Below are 14391 nucleotides of genomic sequence, written 5' to 3'. Positions count from 1 at the left end.
CATCATCTGGATAAAGATGCCTTTGTCGCCCCAGCGTTTCCAGCGGTTATAAAGCGTCTTCGCCGGGCCATATTCCTTCGGCGCATCGCACCACCTGAGCCCGTTGCGGTTGACGAAGATGATGCCGCTCAGAACGCGTCGATCATCAACGCGCTGGCGACCATGGCTCTTGGGAAAATAGGGCCGAAGACGAGCCATTTGCTCGTCCGTCAGCCAAAACAAATTGCTCATCAGTCAGGCTCCTATACGCCCGTCTGAATCACACCCATTCCTCTAAATCAATGGGTCCTGAGCCTAGGGGCGATGGAGAAAACATGCCATGCAAAGCGACCATGCGGCTGCCCGCATCCATCTCGAACGAGCCCTCGAACAACTGCAGGGTGACGACAAAGTTAGCGTCCAAGCCCGCCAGGCCTTGGATCTGTTGATTGAGGCGGTTGTGGTTGCGCAGCACCGCCGAAAGCCGGCCGAAGTTGTATGGCTCTCGACAAGCAGAACCGCCAGACGTTAATGTTCGCTGTACATGCAGCTGCGTAGCTGAGCGAAGTATGTCCGCCGGACATATCATGAGCGGACAGAAACGGCTGGTTTGGGGTATATTCTGGCTATGCTCGGGAGAGTGGCGCCTGCGACGGTGAAAGCCATCGCAGGCGTTGTCGTTTCCGGCACCACCACCATCATCATCGATGATCTCCATCATGCCTGTCCGCCCGCCGATCCATCGCCCGGTCGGACGGCGCGAGAAGCGTGAGCGCGACCAGGATTATGCGCGGCGTCGCAATCAAGAAGCCCGCGCGCTCTACCGCTCAAAGCGCTGGCGCACCGAACGTGCCGCCTTCCTGCACCAGCATCCGCTTTGCGTGGAGTGCCAGCGACATGATCTGATACGCCCGGCAAGCGTCGTCGATCATATTGATCCGCATGGCGGTGATGAGACGCTGTTCTGGGACAAAAGCCGTTGGCAGGCGCTGTGTGCGTCGTGCCACGGCAGGAAAACAGCCAGCAGCGATGGTGGTTTCGGCAATGCGCGGCGCTACTCGCAGGCCCCCGGGGGGGGGGAGTCTAAATCTCTAACGATTTCAATGACATGACCGCGCGCCACCAAAAGCATATGCGTGGCCAAAATGGCGATGGGGGGGGGCATGACTAAGCTGTTGATTTTATTGGATGCGGAAAATGGCAATCGCTGAAACCGTGACGATCGACGCGGGCGACCACACGCGTGAGCTGGCAGTCGAATATCGCAAGCTTGATGATCTGGTTCCCTATGTTCGCAACGCCCGCACGCACTCGGAAGCGCAGGTTGCCGAGATTGCCGGGTCGATCCGCGAGTTCGGCTTTACCAATCCCGTGCTGATTGCCGAGGATGGCACCTTGATCGCCGGGCACGGTCGTGTGCTTGCGGCACGCAAGCTCGGCATGGAAACCGTGCCGGCCATCGTGCTCTCGGGTCTGTCGGAAATCCAGCGTCGCGCGCTTGTCCAGGCAGAAGCGGCAGCAGCACCGGAATGGCCATGATGTGGAGGTGGCTGACCAGATGAGCCGCAGAGATCTGCGCCACCAACCTGGTCTGCTCCCGCCCATGTGCCACATTCAATATTTCAGCCAAGTCTCACTCCGCAGTGAACCATCTTGCCGGGGTATCCCCATTCGTAGCGTCGGACTGGTTCGACCGGCTCAAGGTCTTTCAGCACGATACATATTGCGGTCTCTTTTGCCGAGATGTCCAATCCGGCATAATGCTTCATAAGGCTGGCTCTCAGGTCATTCGTCGATCCTGGTCATCACCCGCGATCAAGATCGCCGGGTGGAGTGTTCGCTGTCTTGAACGGAAACATGGCACGGATGATAAGTCATACATATATGATTGTGACCATGACTTCCGATCCATTTGCTGTTTCGGTCCTCAGATCCCTTTGAAACCTACTGGAAATGATATGAGCGACGTATTTACCGGTGCTTCTGCGCCCGATCTTGCCGAAGAGCGGCGACCGCGACGGGTCAGGCATGAGGTGCGTTTCAGGCTGCTTGAAGTGCTGCATACCGTGCAACTGGCCTCGCATATGGTGCGGGTTACGCTTGGCGGCAGTGACATTGAGGGCTTCAACAGCCCCGGCTTTGATGACCATGTGAAGGTCTTTTTCCCTGAACCGGGCGAAATTGCACCACCGCTGCCGGTGATGGGCGAAAAAGGGCTGACCTTTCCCGATGATCGGCCGCGCCCTGCAATGAGGGATTTCACGCCACGCCGCCATGACCCGGTTGCCGGCGTGCTGGAACTGGACTTTGCCCTGCATGAAAGTGGCCCGGCCAGCGACTGGGCACGTCAGGCAGCCCCCGGCCAAAAACTGGTGATTGGCGGCCCGCGAGGCTCCTTCCTCCTGCCGATGAATTTCGACTGGCATCTGCTGATCGGGGATGAAACGGCTTTGCCCGCCATCGCCCGGCGGCTGGAGGAATTGCCGGCCGGCGCGCCGGTCATCGTGGTGGCCGAAGTCGAGGGTGAAGCGGGGCAGATCGCCTTCGAGACCCGCGCTAATGCCGCGATCCACTGGGCACATCGCAGTGCCTCCGCTCCCGGGGCCGAGCCGCTGGTTGCTGCGCTGAAGGACATTTCCTTTCCGCAAGGGGACTTTCACAGCTGGATTGCGTGCGAATCCTCGACAGCCAAACGCCTGCGCCAGATACTGATCGAGAACCATGGCGCCAACCCGAAATGGATCCGGGCATCCGGCTACTGGCGCCGCGGTGCGGAAGGCGTGCACGAAAATTTCGATGACAAGGACAGCGTCTGAGGCTTCTGTTTTAAAACATGATTGCTCCTGCGGCCCTTGCTGGCCCAGGAGCAGTTTTGTCTCTCGATGAATTATCCAGCAAGGCGGGCAATGACCAGATAGCCATAGCCCCAGTCTACCGGCACGATGTTGCAGGCCAGATCATCGACAAGGCCGAGACCGGCATATCTCGTCACGGCGGTTTCTGGCAGAATGCTTTCACAGGTCAGACGTTCAATTTCATAGCCGGCTTCCGCCAGATCGCGGAAAATCTCGTCGCGATTGAACAGATGGTAGAAGAGATCGAGGCTGCCATCCTCGCTATGGCGTTGATAAAACAGATCGCCTTCCTCGAAATCGGGTGGCTGGACAGCGCCTTTCATGGCCGCCTGTTCGATGCGAAATCTTCGGCGTGAATTGGGCAATCCCAGCACCAGATGGCCAGCAGCTCCAAGGGCTGGCCGCAAGCTGCGCAGGAGGGCGATGCGACGCTCACGCCCGGCAATATGGGCAAGAACGCCGAAGGCAAACAGCACGATATCGAATTCGCCCCTGATCGCGACTTCCTGGCGGTAAAGCGCATCGTCCGGCCCACAGATTTTCATCTGTGCTTCAAGCCCGGCGGCGCGTGAAAGTCTGGCGAGTTCGGTGCGCGCCATATCGCTGATATCCACAGCCACCACCTGCGCTTGGCGCGCACGCGCCAGAGCCAGGCCATAGCGCCCCTCGCCCGCGCCATAATCGAGCAGCCGTCCCCCCAGTGGCAGGAGATGCTGCAGCAGGCGCAAGGTCCGGGTGTTCGGGCGTGGATAGCGGGAACTATAAAGACCGGAGGTGAAATAGCGGTCATAGCTGCGGGCGATCACCGCTCCGGCCCGGCTGCCATGCGTTGGCGAAAGTGCAGATGGGGCCGCGATATTGTCGGGGGGATCGAGGTCTGCCTTTTTGAGATTGCGCCTGCACATGAAGTTTAATCCCGAAAGGTCAGCCGCAATTCCGCGCGCCCGCCATCCCTGCGGGTACGGACATGATCTGCAAGGCGGCGAATGAGATAGCCGGCCATGCGCCGGGGGGCATCCTCGTCTTCAAGCATTTCCTCCGGGCTGGGACGGCGAAGGGAAATATCGGGCGGCAGGCCATCATAACGAATGATGATCGTCAGATTGTGCTCATCGAGATTGGTCTCCAGCTCCACCGAGGTGCAATCTGGCGAAAGCAGATGATTGTCCATCAACAGCTCGAACACCTGCCAGGATGCCAGTTCGGCCCGTTTCACCGATTGATGACGTGCGCCCCAGACCTTGCCCTGACCCTCGATAAAGCGTTGCATATCTTCAAAATGCGTCTCGGCGACCGGGAAGGTTTTGCGCGTACGCCTTCCAACGCCGATGCGAAAGACGGCCTGCAGGGCGACCGCTGCCGTCAGCGACAGGGCAAAGGATGAGAAGTCGAAATGGCGGGCGACCGACATCAGGTTTTCAAGCCCGTCGCGGACATCACCATAGGCCAGAAACACCAGCAACGGGATGCCGATTGCCAGCGTGCGGCGATTGTCGAGCATGCGCGAACCGATCATCTGCATGCCGCCAATGACCGCAAAGGAAGACAGAAACAGGAACAGCGCGCCCAGAACCTCACCCGGCAGGATCAGCCAGGCAACGATGATCTTGGGACAGATGGCGATCAGCAGCAACAGGCCGGCTGTCCAGGGCGCGAGATAGCGACTGGTACAGCCGGAAGCGAGCGCAAGGCTGGCCGCGCCGCCACTGGCCGACATGGGCAGGGCATTAATCAGCGAGGCAAGGATCTGCGCCACCCCCTCGGCACGCACGCCGCGCCCGATGGAAAGAAAGTCGGGATGGGAAAAATCGGCATCCATGAAACGCTGGGCGGTAATTTGCACCCCCATCGAGGTCAGCGACAATGAAAAGCCGGTCACGATGGCAGGGATCAGCAATTCGGCATCGAAGCGCCAGCCAAATTGCTGCAGATCGGGCAGTTTGAGCCAGCGCGCCTCGTGGTAGATCGCCAGATTTTCCGGGGTGAGCAGGCCAAAAGCCAGGCTCAGCGCAAGACCGACGCCAAGACCGGTCATCGTGGCAAACAGGCGCAGCCGGCTTTTGACCCAGACATTGCAGATAATCATCACTGAAAGCGTGATGCCGGCGATAGCGACATTCAGCGGTGTGGTGCCATCGGGCTTGTCGAGCCCGAAAATCAGCCGCAGCCCGATCATGCCGATGCCGGCGCCGATCAGCAGCATTGCCAGCCCGGCAACCTCGACCGTGAAGATCGACTTCAGGCGCTTGATGAGGAAAGAAAACACAATCATTGACAGGCCGCTGACCGCGAACATGCCAAAACCGCCGCCAAGCCCGGAAGTCGCGCCGGCAAGCATTAAAAGCGGCAGGACGGATGTGGTTCCCTGCACCGGCAGGAAGATGCCGGCACCAATGCCAAAGCGGCCCCATGCCTGCAGCAACAGCGCCGCCGCCGAATAAATCATGCAGCATCCGGCCAGCGCCAGGATCTGCTCGTGATTCAGCCCCAATTCGCGCCCGATCAGGGCCGGGACAGCCAGAAGCGCACCCAGAAAGGCCGCCTGCTGCAGCGCAAGGCCAAGCGCGATCCGTGGTGGCGGAACCTCGTCAGTCCAATAAAGAATTGTTTCTGGACGGCGCATGAACCGCTCTCGACTGTTTACGCTTCAGCCAATCAAAGAACGGGCAGAAGCCGGGTATCGCCGGGCTGGGTTTTCCACAGATCGCCCGTCTCAAGGTCGAACCACCATCCATGCAATTGCAGGCTGTTGGCCTCGACGCGCTCACGCAGCCACGGATAGCCCATCAGATTGCGCAGTGAATTGCCGATGGCCGAGCGCTCGACAAGAAATCTGTTTTCTTCGAGCCATTCCAGCGTGACGCTTCGCTTTCCGCCTTCGGCTGCGGGATCATCGACCACCAGATTGGTGGCATCGAGGGCGATTTCCATCCAGTCATTGATGAAGTCGCGCTCCATGCGGTTGCCTGCGGCCCCGGCAATCAGCGCCTTGATGCCACCGCAATGGGCATGGCCGAGAATGACGATATGGTCGACCTCAAGATCACGCACGGCATATTCGATCGCCGCCCCGGTGCCGTGCAGCGAAGCACCCGGTGCATAAGGCGGCACGAGATTGGCGACGTTGCGCACCGTAAACAGTTCGCCCGGCTTGGCGCTGGTCAGCAGGGATGGATCGACACGGCTGTCAGAGCAGGAAATAATCAGGGTGGCCGGCGCCTGGCCTTCCTCGACCAGCTTGCGCATGACATCGAGTTCCTGGCCGTAATTGCTGCTTTTGAAAGCCTTCACCCCCTCGACAAGGTGGTCGATACTACGGCAGCCGCAGCCGGGTTGATGTTCGTCGCCCATTTTTTCCCCTCGGATAGACCGTCTGAAAGCTCCTGCCATCAGCCCCGTGGCATGGCACTGGCCGGGTAGAAATGCCATGATTCGGAACTGTTCTCGACCTTCAAGAACCGGCAATCTGAACGGGAATTATGAATATCCCCTCTATTTACTGGCGACAAAGCGATGGAAGCGCTACGAAGCCTGCTCACGCGGGGGAGAGCGGCAGCTATCCGGGCAAATTGTCGAATATCCGCGAAATCTTTACCTTTCGGCTTCATCGTCGCCGCAACGCCGGAAACAGTACGGGATCATCATGAGCATCACTTTCGACAAGACAGATAAAGCGCTTATTGTCGGCCTCCAGGGCCGGCTCGACAGCACCAACTCTGCCGCGGTCGAGAAGGAAATCTTCGAGCAGCTTGGCAGCGATCATGTGGTAATGGATGTCAGCAGGCTTGATTATATTTCAAGCGCCGGCCTGCGCGTCGTCCTGGTGGTGGCCAAGAAGCTTCAGCGCGATGGCGGCAAGTTCATCCTTTCCGGGATGCAGCCGCATATTCGCGATGTCTTCGATATTTCAGGCTTTCTCAGCATTCTCACCACGGCGGACAACCGCGACGCCGCTCTCGGCCAGCTCTGAATTACGCGGCTTTGACTGGCGTGAAGGCCTGGCCTTGCGCCCGCCATTATAGCGCACCACCAGACAGGTAATGTCGTCCGACTGCTCCGCCTGGCCGACAAAGGCCTCCACCGCTTCAGTCACGCCATCGAGAACCAGATCGACACTGTTGTGGTGGCTGTGCTGCAGTGCCTGTCGCAGCCTGTCATCGGTAAATTCCTTGCCGGCGGAGTCCATCGCCTCGGAAATCCCGTCCGTATAGAGGAAGAGTGTATCGCCTTCACTCAGGCGGATGCTGGCCTCGGCATATTTCGCCCCCTCGATAACCCCAAGTGCGATACCGCCGGTGCGCGGCAGATCGGCGACACTGCCATCGCCCCGGCGGATCACCATCGGCGGATTATGCCCGCCATTGGCATAGGTCAGTTCGCCTGTCTCGGTGTTGAGAATGCCGTAAAAGGTGGTGACGAACAGATCCATCGGGTTTTGCGCGCACAGCGCATCATTGGCTTGCGCAAGGCAGGTACCGGCGGATTTCAGACCGCGCGCGCTGGATTGCAGCACAGTGCGCGAAATCGCCATGAAGAAGGCGGCCGGCACGCCCTTGCCCGAAACATCGGCAATCACGATGCCAAGGTCGCGCTCATTAATCATGAAGAAATCATAGAAATCGCCGCCAAGCTCACGCGCCGGAACCATGGTCGCCTTGCCGGAATAGGCCGGATGGTCCGGCAGCGCCTGCGGCAGGATCGCCGCCTGAAGCAGGCGCGCGGCATCGAGTTCGGCCTCGACGCGGCGTTGCGATTCCTCCAGCAGCAGGTTTTTCTGCTGCAATTCGGCAGTCCTGGCCTTCACCTGCGCTTCCAGATGTTCTTCACGCGCCTGCACCTCGACCGCCATATCCTGAAAGACCCGGGCCAATATGCCCAATTCGTCGGATTGGCGGGCAAGGTCATCGAGGCTTGAAGGGTGGAATTTGCGCCCGTCCATCTCGCGTGCCGCCCGCGTCATCTCCGCCACCGGGCGCGTGATACGATCGGCAAACACGCCAGCGGCACCAATCCCCGCCCCCAGCACCAGCGCCACGGTGCCAAAGCCATAGACGAGATAGTCGAACAGCATCTGGTTGAGCCGCTTGCGCGATTGCGAAATGACGGTAGCGCCAATGGCAATGCCAGCCGTGTCGAGGATGGGCGCCGCCACCATGATTCGGTCCGTCGAGACATCCAGACGCGCGGCAGTGGTGTTCAGCACCGCCATGGCAAGGCGCTCAGCCGGTGCGCCGACAATATCGTCACCAACGGAAGCCATCAGGTTCTGCTGGTCATCAAACACCATGATCGCCTGCATTTCATCCTGGTTCAGCAGGGCACCAAGCAGGACAGGCAGGCTGTTGGCGGCGCGCACCGGCTCCAGCACATTCAGCGACTGGCTGGCGATGACTGCGCCGCCCCCTTCGATGCGAACCCCGACATATTCGGTGCCATCTGCCGATCCGCCCAGCGGCAGGCTGAAACGGCTGCCTTGCGCCAGCGCCTCAAGCGCCGGCCGCGAAAGCTCCTCGGGCAGGCTTTCGCCGCTGACGAGCGGTTCATAATCGCCGATCGAACTGGCGATGATGTTGAGATCCCGATCGACGATCCACAGCACTGGCAGATTGCCGCGCGCCGCGACCTCGGCCAGCAGCGTGCCCTGGGCCTGATTTTGCGTATCCGAAATCCGCGACAGCACAAAGGCCAGATTGGTCAGGTCGTTGGAGACAACCTGTTGCATCTCATCGAGTGAAATTTCCGTCAGCCTGGCGCTTTCGGCGACGATGCGGGCCACGGCCTGGGCCTGCGATTGCGCCTGTTCAACCAGCGCCGTGCGCCCCAGCCAGGCAAAGACGAGGCTGAGTGTAATCACCGCCAGCGTAATGCAGGCAGCAACCATCAGGATAAGGCGTCTTGAAAGTGTCATGCCTGATGCTCGCTGCCGTGCAGATTCATGGTCAGGGTCACCAGATTGCGGCCCCCTTCGCGGCGATACTCCACCTTGTCGAGCATCTTCTGGACCAGATGCACCCCAAGCCCGCCAATCGGGCGCTCTTCCAGCCCGGCCTCAAGGGCAGGTTTCGGCGCCTGGCTGAACGGATCGAATGGCGGGCCCTGATCGGCAAGTTCGACATGAAAGGCATCCGGTTGCTGCTGGATCAAGACTTCCACGGCCGCGCTGGTGCCACTATGGCGCACCACATTGGTCATCAATTCCTCAACCGCCATATTGAGCTGAAACAGTCGGCGCTTGTCGAGCACCCCTGCAGCGGCGCGGTCAATCGCGGTCTGGATGATGGCGATTGAATCAAGAAGGGGCTCGACCTCAAATCGCTGCTTTAGACCGGCATTGATCGTCATGACTGTGAGGCTCCATGTTGCGGGGCGCCATGTTGCGAGGCCCCATGATGTGGGGCCCCATGATGCGAGGCTTTGGCATCAGCTTCGTTTCCTCTTCCCTCCAGCCGGTCGCGGATTCGCGACATCAGACAGGAAAGCGGCCAGCAGAAGAGGAGAAACCACAGCATCGCATAGCTATAGACCCAAAGCGTGGCGCCGGCTTCACCCGTGGCGGCAATGACGGTGTTGGCGCGATAGACGATTTCGGGCACGCCGATTACCGATGCCGTCGAGGAGGCCATGACGATGATGACGAAATAGGTCGTCCAGGCGGGCAGAAAATAAAGCGCCTCAATGCGTTCGCCGCGCCTGAGATGGCGCAAGGAGGAAAGCGCATTATCGGAAACGAAGCCAATTACGGCCACTGCCAGCGCCAGCGCTGCCTTCAACCAGGCGGCAAAGTGGATTTCAACGCCAGCCAGGCTGATCTCGCGCGGCAGGATATAGGCAAAATAGAAGATCAGGACGAAGGTCGGCGGCAGGCGCGCCGCATGTGTCAGCCATGCGCCTGTGCGCGAACCGGCCAGGCGCAGCCGCGCCAGCACAATGCCAATCGGGGTTCCAATGGCCATCGCGGCGATGGAAACAAGGATGTTCCATAAAAACCCTTCCGCCAGAAACGGCGTCCAGACCATCAGCATTTCCAGTGCCTGCGCTGCTGTCATCGTTCGAGCACTTTCTTTTCAAACAGGCTGAATGCGAAGACAACGGCGATGACAAGCGCGACATAGCAGGCAAGCAGGATATTCATCATCACACCCACATTGCCGTAATCGGCAATGATCGAAGTGCTGGCATGGACCAGTTCGCCGACGGCAATGGCGCTGGCCATGGCCGTTGCCTTGACGATGTTGATGCAACTGCCCATCACCGCCGGAAATGCCAGCGTCGCGATACGGCGCGGGCGCTGCGGTGCATCGACCGGTATCGCAGCCGCTGCTTCCGCAATGGCGATGGCGTTGGAAGCGCCGGCATAAAGCGACAATACGATGATCGCCACCCAGATCGCATCGAGCGTCATCCCGCGCGCCGCCAACAGCCCGCCTATGCCGAAAAAGACCAGATAAAGCTGCAACAAGGGTGGCGTCATGCGAAAGAAAGTCGTCAGCATCTGCGCCGGAAAACGCAGCAGCCACGCATGGCTGCGCAGCATCGCACCACCGGCAATGCCAACCGCCAGACTGCCAATCACGGCTGCAATTGCCAGCAACAATGTCGTCACCATCGCCTTCAGAAAGGCCGAGCGGCTGAACGGGTCGTAAAACGGGGTCAAATCGACGCCGAACCTATCGCGCAAACCGACAATGGCAGTGCCAATTCCGGCAAGCTCCTGGGCCGGGATCAGGTCAAGGTCACGGCATTCAAGCGGCCATCTGGCATTGTCATCGAGCTGGCAACGCCATGCGCCGGTTTCATCCTTCTGGCGCCAGCGCAGTTCTGCCTGTTGCAGATAGGTCGAGGGCTGAAGTTGCCACTTTTCTTCCAGCCGGGAGAGCCAGCCGGTGCGCAGCCACATGGCGACGGTTTCGTCGAGAAAACTGGCCAGAGGACCATCCCTGGCCACGGCAATCGCCCAGGGCGAAATGAATTCCGGCGCCAGCATCCGGTAATCCGCCCAGTCCGCATCGGCCAGCCGGTCCCTTATCGCTGCTTCATCATAGATCCAGCCGGCGCAATTCTTATCGCGCAGCGCCAGTTCGGCATCGCGCACACTGCCGAAGGCGCGAATTTCGGCCAGCAGCCTGGTTGCGGCAAGCCTGTTCCACAACGCGCCCTGCACGCCGCAAAGTTCGCGCCCTTTCAAATCGTCCCAGACCCGGATCGAACTGTCGCCTGGCAGCAAAACACTGGCGCCGCCGCCATAATAGCCCGGCTCGATCATGCGCACGAGACGCCGGCGATCCATGGTGTCGCCCAGCGTCGCGATGAGAATATCGACATCGCCGGCAGCCAGCTTCTGCAAGCGGTCGGAGCTGGTTACCGCCACCAGACGCAATGTCACGCCGAGCATTCGGGCAAGTTCTGCGGCAATATCGACTTCAAGCCCGGCCAGTTCGCCCTCTTTGTCGCGGAAGCCGAAGGGCCGGTAATCTGCCTTGACGCCGACGACCAGCTCGCTGCGCTCACCGATCACAGCAGGATCGACCGCGCGCGCCGGAAGGATCAGCAAAAGTGGCAGGACCAGCGCCACCGACACAATAATAATCCGCTTCAGCACACCAGCATCCAGGCGATTGAGATAGCGATGGATAGCATCTAGGGATTTATGAACGATTATGCTTCAGGTTGGAAAAGTCGTGAAACGGGAGCCCGGCTTGTCACAATTCATTTCCTCGGCGCTGCTTGCTGCGCTGCTTTCATTCCTTGTGCCCTGCATGGCATCGGCGGATGTCCTGTCGGAGCTGGCCCGAACTGGCGTGTTGCGGGCTGGCACGCGCGCGGATGTGGCCCCGTTCGGGTTTCGTGACGAGAACAATATTCCCGTCGGCTTTTCAGTCGATCTTCTCGATCGCATCCGTGTAGCGGCTGAAGAAAGGCTCGGTCGCAAAATCGAGCTTGATATGACGGTCGTCACACCTGCAAACCGGATCAACAAGGTCGAGGATGGTGAACTTGACATCATCTGCGAAATTGCCACCCCGACATGGGAGCGCGAAGCGGTGGTGGATTTTTCCATTCCCTTCTTTCGCGATGGAACCCGTGTCCTGGCCTTTCGCGAGACCCTGAATAACGTGCCGGAACTGAAGGACATGGTTATCGGCATTGCCGAAGGCACCACGACCGGTTCGATCCTTGAAGAAGCGCTGCCCGGAGTGCAGACCCTGACTTATCCTTCCATGGATGAAGCCTTTGCTGCATTGCGCAGCGGCGAGATCAATGGCATCGCCAATGTCGGCGTCATTCTGCTCGGGCTTTCACGCCAGTTTGCCGCGGATCAGAGCGTTGTCTTGCTGCCGCGCATCGAGCCTCTCAGCAGCGAGGCGATGGCGTGCATCCTGCCGCAAAATGACAGCGCCTGGCGTGATTTTGTCAACGCCACCATTGTCGACCTGATGCAAGGGCTGCGCGATTATCGCGGTGACTATATGCAGCTCTACGACCAATGGTTCGGGCGCGATGGTGTCCTGCCCTACCCGATGGACCGCAGCACCCGCGATTATCTGCTGCGGGGGGATATCTGGGCCCAGTAAGACGCGATCCAGATATTCTACGGTGCATCGCATGCATTGCCTCTCAGGCAATCGAGCAGGCGCATCATCTCTTCTTCGGTGGGATCGCTCAAAATGCCGCCAGAACAATAATCGGTGGTCACAGAATAATTTCCGCCATCATCCCGGATGAACATCAGTGCCGGACGATCCACGGGCACAATACCGCAGGCATCGACCATGCATTTGATCGACACACTTACCTTGAATGCCGTGCTGCCAGTGAAACCGCGCGGGCTGGCAAGTCTTCCTTCAAATCGCGCCCCGATCCGGTCGGGTTCAAGAAGCTGGGTGTCCTGATTGAAAACAGGTACGGGCTCATCAGGTACGAGTATGCCATGGCCGACAATATAGCGCTCGGCTTGCGCATGATGCAGGGCAAATGTGCGCTCTACGCGGTCCCGGAAGTCGCAGGACAAGGCAAGGGCGGGGTCGGTTAGCCCAGGAGCCAACAGGCCAATGCAAGCCAGGCTCGACATCAACCGCTTCATCGATGCGTCCTCCTCACGCGCAATGCTTATTCTGACCCGGCCCTGGCAATAAGATCAACATCCGGGGCACACAGAAACTGTTGCACGATCCGCCCGCTGGCATGAATGCACACCATGGCCAGAATTTCGTCACCGCTATTTGTAAACCGGTGCGGCATATGTGCCGGTACGATCACGACATCGCCATTGCGGGCATGCAGCCTTTCTTCCCCGACGTCAAAATCCGCCGCACCGGACAGAGGTGGTCCCGGATTTTGAGACAGGGGCATAAGGTGGATCTTCCTATGAGAAGGACGATCCAGCATGAAGACACGCAGACGGTTTTCAGCCGAGTTCAAGGCCAAGGTCGCGCTTGAGGCGATCCGCGGCGAGCGGACGATTTCGGAACTGGCCACGAAGCACCAGCTTCACCCGAACCAGATCACGCAGTGGAAACGGCAAGCTATCGAGAATCTGGCCAAGGCGTTCGACGACAAGGGTGCGGATGCGCAGGTCGGCCGGGAAGCCGAGGTGACGAAGCTGCACGCCAAGATCGGCCAGCTCGTCGTCGAGCGGGATTTTTTGGCCAAAGCCTTCGATCGCTGAGCCTGGATCGGAGGAGAATGATGATTGATCCCGATCACAACCGGCTCTCGATCCGCCGCCAGTGCGAACTGGTCTCGATCTCGCGGGCCTCGTTCTATCGCCAGCCCGCCAGTGAAACGGCCGAAAACCTTGAACTGATGCGCGTCATCGACGAGGCGTTCATGGAAACGCCCTGGTATGGCTCCAGGCAGATGATGCGGCATCTGCGGCGCCAAGGCTGGTGTGTGGGCCGCAAGCGGGTCCGGCGGCTGATGCGCAAGATCGGTCTGTCGCCGATTTACCAGGCGCCGAAGACCAGCGCGCCGCATCCGCAGCACCGTATTTATCCCTATCTGCTGCGGCATCTGAGCATCGCGCGGCCCGATCAGGTCTGGTGCGCCGACGTGACCTACATTCCGATGCGGCGTGGCTTTCTCTATCTCGTCGCCATCATGGACTGGTTCAGCCGTAAGGTCCTGGCCTGGCGGTTGTCGAACACGATGGATGCCGACTTCTGCGTCGCCGCTCTCGAAGAGGCGATCGCCCGCCATGGCAGGCCCGACATCTTCAACACGGATCAGGGAAGCCAGTTCACCAGCTTCGCCTTCACGACGACGCTGAAGGATGCCGGCATCCGCATCTCCATGGACGGGCGCGGCCGCTGGATGGACAACGTCTTCATCGAGCGGCTGTGGCGCAGCCTCAAATACGAATGCGTCTTCCTCAATGCCTTCGAGACCGGCAGCGAGGCGCGCAGCGGCATCGGTTCCTGGATCGACTATTACAACCGTCGAAGGCTGCACTCAGCCTTCGACGGCAGGACACCCGATGAGGTCTATGCTACGGCAGAAATGACGGAGCAATTGGCGGCGTAGAAACAACCGGATCCACCTTAGCAAAGCCGCCAAGCTG

17 protein-coding genes are annotated in these 14391 nt (G+C 59.7%); 6 read left to right on the top strand and 11 right to left on the bottom strand.

Annotation, left to right across the window (positions count from 1 at the left end; genetic code table 11):
- A partial coding sequence (locus tag BMZ42_RS17375; protein ID WP_139208002.1) for a transposase occupies positions 1 to 231 on the bottom strand: 231 nt, incomplete at its 3' end.
- A gap of 28 nt (positions 232 to 259) precedes the next feature.
- A complete protein-coding gene (locus tag BMZ42_RS18460; protein WP_175556782.1) occupies positions 260 to 700 on the bottom strand; it encodes a hypothetical protein in 441 nt (146 codons plus the stop codon).
- Here BMZ42_RS18460 and BMZ42_RS17365 point away from each other — a divergent pair.
- The 3 genes from BMZ42_RS17365 to BMZ42_RS17355 all read left to right on the top strand — a co-directional run bounded on the left by BMZ42_RS17365 (position 687) and on the right by BMZ42_RS17355 (position 2795).
- A complete protein-coding gene (locus BMZ42_RS17365) occupies positions 687 to 1091 on the top strand; it encodes an HNH endonuclease (protein WP_244523320.1) in 405 nt (134 codons plus the stop codon). The genes BMZ42_RS18460 and BMZ42_RS17365 overlap by 14 nt on opposite strands.
- Positions 1092 to 1176: 85 nt before the next feature.
- On the top strand, positions 1177 to 1518 hold the full coding sequence (locus tag BMZ42_RS17360; protein ID WP_210185245.1) for a ParB/Srx family N-terminal domain-containing protein: 342 nt from the start codon (positions 1177 to 1179) through the stop codon (positions 1516 to 1518).
- Positions 1519 to 1937: 419 nt separating this feature from the next.
- Entirely contained in the window at positions 1938 to 2795 is an 858-nt protein-coding gene (locus BMZ42_RS17355; RefSeq protein ID WP_091525093.1) for a siderophore-interacting protein, read from the top strand.
- 71 nt (positions 2796 to 2866) lie between these two features.
- On the opposite strand, the gene BMZ42_RS17350 is transcribed toward BMZ42_RS17355, so the two are convergent.
- The 3 genes from BMZ42_RS17350 to BMZ42_RS17340 are packed head-to-tail and all read right to left on the bottom strand — an operon-like array spanning position 2867 to position 6185.
- The gene (locus BMZ42_RS17350) at positions 2867 to 3739 is read right to left on the bottom strand and encodes a class I SAM-dependent methyltransferase (protein WP_091525091.1); all 873 of its coding nucleotides are present in this window, start codon (positions 3737 to 3739) and stop codon (positions 2867 to 2869) included.
- Positions 3740 to 3744: 5 nt separating this feature from the next.
- Positions 3745 to 5457, bottom strand: coding sequence for a solute carrier family 23 protein (locus tag BMZ42_RS17345; protein ID WP_091525088.1), 1713 nt, complete (start codon positions 5455 to 5457; stop codon positions 3745 to 3747).
- A 32-nt stretch (positions 5458 to 5489) separates the two neighbouring features.
- Complete coding sequence (locus BMZ42_RS17340) at positions 5490 to 6185, bottom strand: carbonic anhydrase (RefSeq protein WP_091525086.1); 696 nt, start codon at positions 6183 to 6185, stop codon at positions 5490 to 5492.
- Positions 6186 to 6231: 46 nt separating this feature from the next.
- Between BMZ42_RS17340 and BMZ42_RS18180 the strand changes: the two genes are divergently transcribed.
- On the top strand, positions 6232 to 6804 hold the full coding sequence (locus BMZ42_RS18180) for an STAS domain-containing protein (RefSeq protein ID WP_210185244.1): 573 nt from the start codon (positions 6232 to 6234) through the stop codon (positions 6802 to 6804).
- On the opposite strand, the gene BMZ42_RS17330 is transcribed toward BMZ42_RS18180, so the two are convergent.
- The 4 genes from BMZ42_RS17330 to BMZ42_RS17315 are packed head-to-tail and all read right to left on the bottom strand — an operon-like array spanning position 6742 to position 11433.
- Positions 6742 to 8742: a PP2C family protein-serine/threonine phosphatase gene (locus BMZ42_RS17330; RefSeq protein WP_091525081.1), complete on the bottom strand. Its 2001-nt coding sequence runs from the start codon at positions 8740 to 8742 to the stop codon at positions 6742 to 6744. The genes BMZ42_RS18180 and BMZ42_RS17330 overlap by 63 nt on opposite strands.
- Positions 8739 to 9176 (bottom strand): ATP-binding protein, encoded by a 438-nt coding sequence (locus tag BMZ42_RS17325; protein ID WP_091525080.1) that lies wholly within the window; start codon positions 9174 to 9176, stop codon positions 8739 to 8741. Before BMZ42_RS17325 ends, BMZ42_RS17330 begins: the two co-directional genes overlap by 4 nt.
- Complete coding sequence (locus tag BMZ42_RS17320; RefSeq protein ID WP_091525077.1) at positions 9173 to 9880, bottom strand: hypothetical protein; 708 nt, start codon at positions 9878 to 9880, stop codon at positions 9173 to 9175. Before BMZ42_RS17320 ends, BMZ42_RS17325 begins: the two co-directional genes overlap by 4 nt.
- Positions 9877 to 11433: an ABC transporter permease subunit gene (locus BMZ42_RS17315; protein WP_091525075.1), complete on the bottom strand. Its 1557-nt coding sequence runs from the start codon at positions 11431 to 11433 to the stop codon at positions 9877 to 9879. The genes BMZ42_RS17320 and BMZ42_RS17315 overlap by 4 nt, the downstream gene beginning before the upstream one ends.
- Before the next feature lie 97 nt (positions 11434 to 11530).
- Between BMZ42_RS17315 and BMZ42_RS17310 the strand changes: the two genes are divergently transcribed.
- Positions 11531 to 12406: an amino acid ABC transporter substrate-binding protein gene (locus BMZ42_RS17310; protein ID WP_175556781.1), complete on the top strand. Its 876-nt coding sequence runs from the start codon at positions 11531 to 11533 to the stop codon at positions 12404 to 12406.
- 17 nt (positions 12407 to 12423) lie between these two features.
- Here BMZ42_RS17310 and BMZ42_RS17305 read toward each other — a convergent pair whose 3' ends face one another.
- Positions 12424 to 12915 (bottom strand): hypothetical protein, encoded by a 492-nt coding sequence (locus BMZ42_RS17305; RefSeq protein ID WP_091525069.1) that lies wholly within the window; start codon positions 12913 to 12915, stop codon positions 12424 to 12426.
- A gap of 26 nt (positions 12916 to 12941) precedes the next feature.
- Positions 12942 to 13184 (bottom strand): cupin domain-containing protein, encoded by a 243-nt coding sequence (locus BMZ42_RS18525; RefSeq protein ID WP_420492484.1) that lies wholly within the window; start codon positions 13182 to 13184, stop codon positions 12942 to 12944.
- Positions 13185 to 13218: 34 nt separating this feature from the next.
- Here BMZ42_RS18525 and BMZ42_RS17295 point away from each other — a divergent pair.
- Positions 13219 to 14354, top strand: a protein-coding gene (locus BMZ42_RS17295) for an IS3 family transposase (protein WP_091525065.1) whose coding sequence is annotated in 2 segments (ribosomal slippage) — positions 13219 to 13471 and positions 13471 to 14354 — 1137 coding nt in all. Because the reading frame shifts where the segments join, the coding sequence is not laid out codon by codon here.
- Positions 14355 to 14391: the final 37 nt, after the last annotated feature.

Origin of the sequence: Aquamicrobium aerolatum DSM 21857 (genome assembly GCF_900113935.1) — a bacterium.
GTDB classification, from domain to species: Bacteria; Pseudomonadota; Alphaproteobacteria; order Rhizobiales; family Rhizobiaceae; genus Aerobium; species Aerobium aerolatum.
This window is presented reverse-complemented; position numbering and strand designations above follow the sequence as displayed.